At 58.4% G+C, this 2607-nt stretch carries 1 rRNA gene; it reads right to left on the bottom strand.

What is annotated here, in order from left to right:
- Positions 1–2607 (bottom strand): 23S ribosomal RNA (locus D450_RS0128940); the annotation flags it as partial.

Here is a 2607-nt window from a genome sequence, read left to right as displayed (position 1 = left end):
CCAGCCCCAGGATGCGACGAGCCGACATCGAGGTGCCAAACCATCCCGTCGATACGGACTCTTGGGGAAGATCAGCCTGTTATCCCCGGGGTACCTTTTAGCCGTTGAGCGACACCGCTTCCACACGCCGGTGCCGGATCACTAGTCCCTGCTTTCGCACCTGCTCGACACGTCCGTCTCACAGTCAAGCTCCCTTGTGCACTTACACTCGACACCTGATTGCCAACCAGGATGAGGGAACCTTTGGGCGCCTCCGTTACCCTTTAGGAGGCAACCGCCCCAGTTAAACTACCCACCAGACACTGTCCCCGAACCGGATCACGGCCCCAGGTTAGATGCCCGAAACAGTCAGAGTGGTATTTCACCAACGCCTCCACGACCACTAGCGTGACCGCTTCACCGGCTCCCACCTATCCTACACAAACCATCCCAAACACCAATGTCAAGCTATAGTGAAGGTCCCGGGGTCTTTCCGTCCTGCTGCGCGAAACGAGCATCTTTACTCGTACTGCAATTTCACCGGGCCCGCGGTTGAGACAGCGGGGAAGTCGTTACGCCATTCGTGCAGGTCGGAACTTACCCGACAAGGAATTTCGCTACCTTAGGATGGTTATAGTTACCACCGCCGTTTACCGGCGCTTAGATTCCCAGCCTCGACACCCAAAGGCGTCTAACCGGTCCTCTTAACGTTCCGGCACCGGGCAGGCGTCAGTCCGTATACAGCGTCTTACGACTTAGCACGGACCTGTGTTTTTAATAAACAGTCGCTTCCCCCTGGTATCTGCGACCCCGCCCAGCTCAGAAAGCAAAGTTCCATCACCGGACAGGGCTCCCCTTCTCCCAAGGTTACGGGGACAATTTGCCGAGTTCCTTAACCACGGTTCACCCGAACGCCTCGGTATACTCTACCTGACCACCTGCGTCGGTTTAGGGTACTGGCCGCCCGCGAACTCACTAGAGGCTTTTCTCGACAGCACGGGATCACCCACTTCACCAAAAACGGCTCGGCATCACGCCTCACCCACCATGGGGCACGGATTTACCTGCACCCCGGGCTACACGCTTACCCCCGGACAACCACCGCCGGGTAGGGCTACCCCACTGCGTCACCCCATCGCTTACCTACTACCAAATCGGGTCCCACGCCTCCACCAAGCAACACCCGAAGGCGAAGCAAGGCTTCGGTGGTGGTTAGCATCAAAGGCCCCGGTATGGACGCGCACGGACGGGTACGGGAATATCAACCCGTTATCCATCGACTACGCCTGTCGGCCTCGCCTTAGGTCCAGACTCACCCTGGGCGGATTAACCTGCCCCAGGAACCCTTGGTCAATCGGCGCCGGAGTTTCTCACTCCGGTATCGCTACTCATGCCTGCATTCTCACTCGCACGCCCTCCACGACACGGTCACCCGGCCGCTTCACCGAACGCACGACGCTCCCCTACCAACCCGGACACAACGTCCGGGCCCCACGGCTTCGGCGGTGCACTTCAGCCCCGCTACATTATCGGCGCAGAATCACTTGACCAGTGAGCTATTACGCACTCTTTAAAGGATGGCTGCTTCTAAGCCAACCTCCTGGTTGTCTCAGCAACTCCACAACCTTTCCCACTTAGCACACGCTTAGGGGCCTTAGCCGATGATCTGGGTTGTTTCCCTCTCGACCACGAAGATTATCCCCCGCAGTCTCACTGCCGCGCTGAACCGAACCGGCATTCGGAGTTTATCTGACATCAGTAACCTTGTCGGGCCCATCAGCCAAACAGTAGCTCTACCTCCGGCAGGCAACACGCGACGCTGCACCTAAATGCATTTCGGGGAGAACCAGCTATCACGGAGTTTGATTGGCCTTTCACCCCTACCCACAGCTCATCCCCCAGGTTTTCAACCCTGGTGGGTTCGGGCCTCCACGACCTCTTACAGCCGCTTCACCCTGGCCATGGGTAGATCACTCCGCTTCGGGTCTACAGCATGCGACTCAGAACGCCCTATTCAGACTCGCTTTCGCTACGGCTGCCCCACCCGGGTTAACCTCGCCACCCACCATAACTCGCAGGCTCATTCTTCAAAAAGCACGCCATCACCCAAAAAAGAGCTCTGACGGCTTGACAGCACACGGTTTCAGGTACTATTTCACGACCCCTCACCGGGGCACTTTTCACCTTTCCCTCACGGTACTAGTGCACTATCGGTCACCAGGACGTATTCAGGCTTAGCAGGTGGTCCTGCCAGATTCACACAGAGTTTCACGGGCTCCGCGCTACTCGGGGAAGCACCAACGCCCCCGCTCTTCCTTCACCTACGGGACTCTCACCCACTACGGCACCGCTTCCCAACGGCTTCGGCTAGAAGAACGAGCAAACGCGCCCGGCCGGCAGACCGGACAAGATGCACCCCACAACCCCGCGAACGCAACGACCGCCGTCTCTCACACGCCCGCGGTTTAGCCACCATCCCCTTTCGCTCACCACTACTCAGGGAATCACTGTTGTTTTCTCTTCCTGCGGGTACTGAGATGTTTCACTTCCCCGCGTTGCCACCGACCGCCCTATACATTCAAGCGGCGGCAACCCGAAATGACTCGGGCTGGGTTCCCCCATTCGGAC

It is taken from the genome of Nocardiopsis halophila DSM 44494 (assembly GCF_000341245.1).
GTDB lineage: Bacteria > Actinomycetota > Actinomycetes > Streptosporangiales > Streptosporangiaceae > Nocardiopsis_A > Nocardiopsis_A halophila.
This window is presented reverse-complemented; position numbering and strand designations above follow the sequence as displayed.